Here is a 5,235-nt window from a genome sequence, read left to right as displayed (position 1 = left end):
AACCTCAAAGAACTCCATCTTTTAAGAGCTCCTCTACTTCTGAGTCTTCTACCTGCCTGAAGTCTCTATAGAACATGCCAACCGCAAAGCTACCACTCTCGGAAGTATGCAAACAATAAACTTCGTCCACATATTCTTTTAGTTTCCTCATGCTCTCTAACGGACATACAGGCACAGCCACTAAGACCCTTTTTGCACCTTTTCTTTTTAGATATTCCACCCCGGCTATAACCGTCTGTCCTGTAGCAATTCCATCATCCACTACAAGAACCGCTTTATCCTTTACGTCCAATTCCTTACCCTTTAAAAATTTTTCTTCCCTTTCCCTTATCTTTTTTAGCTCTTCCTCCGCCACTCTCTTTATTTCCTCCTGGGAAAGCCTAAAATATTCTACGGTCCATCTGTCCGTGTATATGCGACCTTCTGGGTCTATAGCTCCAAAGGCAAGCTCAGGATTTGAGAGAACCCCGAGCTTTCTCACTATTAGAAGACTCATGGGTACATGGAGAGCCTTTGAAACCTCCTTTGCCACTACCACACCACCTCTTGGAATACCAAGAACTAAGTCAACCTTAAGTCCCTTAGCCTTGAGATACTCTCCAAGCAACTTACCCGCTTCTTCCCTGTTTGCAAAAACCACCATATAATTTTAAACTATGGCAAAGCATAGGAAAGCCAAAGTAAAAATAGAACACCACCTCTTAGAGGGCTTGGAGGAGTATTTAGAAAGACTATCTCGTATGGACTGTGTAAAGTCCATAATACCGGGAAGGATAAGCAGGCAAAACGGGGGAAGAGGCTCAAAGGGACTTTTTCTAAAATACAGAACCAATTCGGGCTACAAGCTACTCTATAAGATGGGCACTTCCGTGCAAGAAGTTTTTGTAGTTTGCAAAGACCCACAAGCCTTTGAAAAAGCCTTTAAGGAAAGTATGGTATTCAACAGAGATTAGCTATTTGACCACTTCCCACTCAGTTATGAGATGTTTGCCTCTCTTGAAGTGAGACCTAAGCCTAAGATGAAGTAAGTTTCTTAGGCTTTTAAAGCCTTCACCACCCACAAGCGTAGGAACATTCTCCCCGCCCACTATCACAGGAAGGTGTATAAGTCTTATCTCGTCCACAAATCCTCTTCTTATAAGCTCCCAGTTTATGGAAGCACCACCCTCCACCATAAGACTTCTTATACCCCTCTCATAGAGAATAGGCATAAGCCTTTCAAAGTCTACGAGGTCTTCACCTACCACAAGCACCTCCGCACCTATTGACCTTATCTTTTGCACTCTTTCTGCCGGAGCTCTGTTTGTGGTAACTATTATGGTTGGTGCATCCTTTGAGAAAATGTTGGCATCCAGTGGCACGTTGGCGGTGGAGCAAGGTATTATCCTTGTGGGGTTTTTACCCTCCACATACCTAACTGTCAAGCTGGGATTGTCCGTCCTAACCGTTTCACATCCCACCATTATGCCATCCACCTTTGCCCTTATCTCATGAAGATATCTATAGGCTTCTTGGTCCATTAGCGTCATTAACTCCTTACTGGAAGCACCCCTGTATAGGGTTAGCTTTCCATCAACGCTAACTTCAGAGACAATTATCACATAGGGTCTCATTCGTATTCTCTCCCATAGTGCCTATACAGGTATAAAATTCTCAAAAGCAAGGAAGCCATAGTGAGCACCGCTATGAGCTTTATTCCAAACTCAAGACCGAGGGGTGCATTAAACCTTTCCAAAATCGTAAAGATAATAAGTGTAATGTGAGTTTCTGGTCTTCCAAAAAAACCTACACCTTCAAGGGGGTCTTTTATCTTGCCCTTGACCCTTTCTTTGTAGCCTATTTCTGCGTATACCACAGGTTTTATAAAGGAGTGGAGCATGGATGCGGTCACCACAGTTATTGCGGTAAGGGGTCCTGCGTAAAAGTATCCCACAGTTCCCAATACAAAGCCGTCCACCCATTTGTCCGCAAGCCAGTCAAAGACCGCTCCAAACTTTGACGTTTTGTCTGATAGCCTTGCCACCATACCATCCGCAAGGTCAAAAAGACCAGAAAGCAAAAGAAGGCTCGCAGCGGTGAGAAGTTTGCCATGATAGAAGGCATAGGCGGAAGCCATACCAAGGGCAACAGACATAAGGGTTATAAAATTAGGGGGAAGGTGGAGCCTATAGAGGGCAACACCCACTGGCTGATAGACCCTTTTTAGGCTTTCCCTTTTCTTTGTGAGGTTCATTTAAGCTCCTTTCCTGTAATCCAAGGCATCATGCGTCTTAGCTCTTCACCTACCTTTTCTATAAGATGATGCCTGTCTCTTTCAAGCAAGGCATTAAAGACTGGTCTTCCCGCTTGGTTTTCCAAAATCCACTCCCTGGCAAACTCACCCCTCTGTATTTCCTCAAGTATGCTCTTCATGAGAGGCTTGACCGCTTTGTATATTCTGTCTCCTCTTGTCACATCTCCATACTTGGCGGTGTCGGAGATAGAATACCTCATACCTGCTATTCCGTATTGGTATATGAGGTCTACTATGAGCTTTAATTCATGAAGGCATTCAAAGTAGGCAACTTCTGGCTGATATCCAGCCTCTACAAGGGTTTCAAAGCCAGCCTTTATAAGTGCAGTGACTCCACCACATAAAACTGACTGCTCTCCAAAGAGGTCCGTTTCTGTTTCTTCCTTGAAGGTAGTCTCTATTACACCTGCCCTTGTGGCACCCAGTGCCTTTGCGTATGCGAGAGCTTTTTCTTTGCAAGTGCCAGAGGCATCTTGATAGACCGCAATAAGAGCTGGAACACCTTTGCCTTCTTCATACATCCACCTTACAAGGTGTCCTGGACCCTTTGGTGCTACCATAAACACGTCCACATCCCTTGGTGGGACTATCTGTCTGAAATGTATGTTAAACCCATGTGCAAAGGCAAGGCTCTTTGAGCTGTCAAGAAAAGGCTCAACACTCTCTTTGTATAGCTGTGGCTGGACTGTATCTGGTGTTAGGAACATTATTATGTCCGCTTCTTGGGTTGCTCTCTCCGGTGTTAAAACAGGAAAACCATCCGCTATAGCCTTTGCCTTAGACCTACTGCCCTCATAGAGACCTATAACAACCCTTATACCGCTGTCTCTGAGATTGAGTGCATGAGCATGCCCTTGGCTTCCATAACCAAGTATGGCAACAGTTTTTCCAATCAATGGCTCAAGGCTTGCATCTTGGTCATAATAAACCTTTGCCATTCTTGTCCTCCAGAACTTTTAAGAGATTATATCACAAGCTCAAAGTTTACTGGTCTTCCCTCTTGGTCTCTAACCTCAAAGAGAATACCGCAACTATCCCCAGAGTTCCCCACCCTACCCAAAGGCTGTCCCCTTCTTACCGTCTCTCCTTTCTTCACCAGCGAACCGCCTGCCCTTGCATACACATATATATACCCATCTTCCGAGTCCACCATAACCACCCAACCCATATTCCTTATGTCATCCCCCGCATACAAAACTCTACCGTTGCTCACAGACCTAAAAAACTCATCGCAGGAAGTGGTAATAAAATATCCTCTTTCAGTGCGTGCAATTTTACCCCTTACAGGCATGGCAACTCTAAGAGTTTCTCCTTGAGGTTTTGTAGTAGGCTCTTCCCTTTGCTGAGTAGTTGGCTTTCTCTCTTGAGGCGTTTGTGTCTTTTTAACCTCCCTTTGAGGACTTTTGTCCCTTATCTCAATCTGCACTATGCCACAGGCACTAAGGAATGTAAGCAAAAGGAAGGCTATAGGCTTCATTCTCTATTAGATTATAGGCATTTGGAAGCTCTTCCACAAGGTCAAGGGCTCTTAGACTTTCTCTGTGTCTTTTGCTTTCCGCTATCTCGCCTGCAAGACCATGCAAGAAAACACCCAACTTCAAAGCTTCTTCCGTTGGCATACCTCTTCCAAGGAGCGTGGTAAGGATGCCTGCAAGCACATCACCCACACCACCCTTTGCCATGGCAGGCGTGCCTCTCGTGGAAAGGAAAACTCTACCCTCTGGAGTAGCTATAACAGTCCTTGAGGACTTAAGAACCAGATAGCAGGCATACTTTACCGCAAACTCTTGAGCCACCTCTAAGAAGTTTTCCAAGATGTGGTTTTTTTCAAGACCTGTTAACCTTTGGAACTCACCCACATGTGGAGTAAGCACCGTTGTGCCTTCTCTTTCTTTCAAGACTTCTACCCCCAAGTCCGCAAGGTTGTTTAGAGCATCCGCATCCAAAAGCAAAGGCTTTTTAACATGCAAAAGGAGCTCCTTTACTATCTGCCTTCCCTCCTCATACCTATCCATGCCCATACCCACGCCGATGGCAGAAAACCTCTCTTGAATTTCTATAACCTGCCTTGTAGCCTCAATAGAAAGTCTCTCTTGACCCTTTAGAGGAATACTCATCTCCTCTAAAAGGCTTGTTTCAAAGATGTGGTTTAGACCCTCTGGCACGCCCACGCTCACAAGCCCAGCACCCGCCCTTGTGGAGGCTTTTGCACTCATAATAACCGCACCCGTCTTTCCTACGCTCCCACCCACCAAAAGCACATGACCCATAAGCCCCTTGTGAGCGTTTGCAGGTCTATTAGGCACTTTTACCCTTGTGAGTAGCTCTGTTTTTATGTCCTGTGCAAGCCACTGAGGTATGCCAATATTTGCCACATATAGCTTTCCACAGCGTAGGCTAACAGGATGCAAAAGATGACAAGGCTTTGGAAATTGAAAGGTTATGGTAATAGTTCCTCTCACTGATGGCTCGTATTCCTTTGGACTGTCCGCAGAAAGCCCAGAGGGAATATCTACACAAACCACAGGAAGCCCGCTCTTGTTTATAAGCTCTATCCACCTTATGGCTTCACCCCTAACGGGAGGCTCAAAGCCCGTGCCAAAGAGAGCATCCACCACAAGGTCAAATTCAGAAAAGTCAACCTCCCTTGCTGGCTCAAGCCCAAGCCTTCTCAAAATCTCAAGTTGAAGCCTTGCATCCCCCTTTAGGTCTTCACCAAGTGCAAGCACATAAGAAACCCTATAGCCCAGCAGATGCAAATGCCTTGCTACCACAAGCCCATCGCCCCCATTGTTTCCCTTGCCTGCAACCACCAGAACCCTCTTGGCACTTGGAAACTCCCTTCTTATGACCTCCACCACCGAAAGCCCCGCCTTTTCCATAAGCAAGAGAGAGGGAATACCCAGCCCCTCTATAGCCCTTCTGTCTATCTCCTGCATCTG

At 45.7% G+C, this 5,235-nt stretch carries 7 protein-coding genes; 1 reads left to right on the top strand and 6 read right to left on the bottom strand.

The genetic code is table 11. The features are described from left to right. Positions 1–4 precede the first annotated feature (4 nt). Complete coding sequence (locus WKI49_04140) at positions 5–643, bottom strand: phosphoribosyltransferase family protein (protein MEJ7621690.1); 639 nt, start codon at positions 641–643, stop codon at positions 5–7. Between the two features lie 13 nt (positions 644–656). Between WKI49_04140 and WKI49_04135 the strand changes: the two genes are divergently transcribed. Beyond that, positions 657–953 carry a DUF2103 domain-containing protein gene (locus WKI49_04135; GenBank protein ID MEJ7621689.1) on the top strand — a complete coding sequence of 99 codons (297 nt, stop codon included), beginning with the start codon at positions 657–659 and terminating at the stop codon, positions 951–953. On the opposite strand, the gene WKI49_04130 is transcribed toward WKI49_04135, so the two are convergent. The 5 genes from WKI49_04130 to WKI49_04110 all read right to left on the bottom strand — a co-directional run. After that, positions 954–1,613: a 2,5-diamino-6-(ribosylamino)-4(3H)-pyrimidinone 5'-phosphate reductase gene (locus WKI49_04130; GenBank protein MEJ7621688.1), complete on the bottom strand. Its 660-nt coding sequence runs from the start codon at positions 1,611–1,613 to the stop codon at positions 954–956. Then, positions 1,610–2,233 carry a CDP-alcohol phosphatidyltransferase family protein gene (locus WKI49_04125; protein ID MEJ7621687.1) on the bottom strand — a complete coding sequence of 208 codons (624 nt, stop codon included), beginning with the start codon at positions 2,231–2,233 and terminating at the stop codon, positions 1,610–1,612. Before WKI49_04125 ends, WKI49_04130 begins: the two co-directional genes overlap by 4 nt. Then, the gene (gene ilvC / locus WKI49_04120) at positions 2,230–3,231 is read right to left on the bottom strand and encodes a ketol-acid reductoisomerase (protein ID MEJ7621686.1); all 1,002 of its coding nucleotides are present in this window, start codon (positions 3,229–3,231) and stop codon (positions 2,230–2,232) included. The genes WKI49_04125 and ilvC overlap by 4 nt, the downstream gene beginning before the upstream one ends. A 26-nt stretch (positions 3,232–3,257) precedes the next feature. Beyond that, the gene (locus tag WKI49_04115) at positions 3,258–3,770 is read right to left on the bottom strand and encodes a M23 family metallopeptidase (GenBank protein MEJ7621685.1); all 513 of its coding nucleotides are present in this window, start codon (positions 3,768–3,770) and stop codon (positions 3,258–3,260) included. Beyond that, positions 3,733–5,235, bottom strand: a 1,503-nt coding sequence (locus tag WKI49_04110; GenBank protein ID MEJ7621684.1) for an NAD(P)H-hydrate dehydratase, incomplete at its 5' end; no start/stop codon positions are given. The genes WKI49_04115 and WKI49_04110, both read right to left, overlap by 38 nt.

It is taken from the genome of Aquificaceae bacterium (assembly GCA_037722135.1).
Lineage (GTDB): Bacteria > Aquificota > Aquificia > Aquificales > Aquificaceae > Pampinifervens > Pampinifervens sericum.
This window is presented reverse-complemented; position numbering and strand designations above follow the sequence as displayed.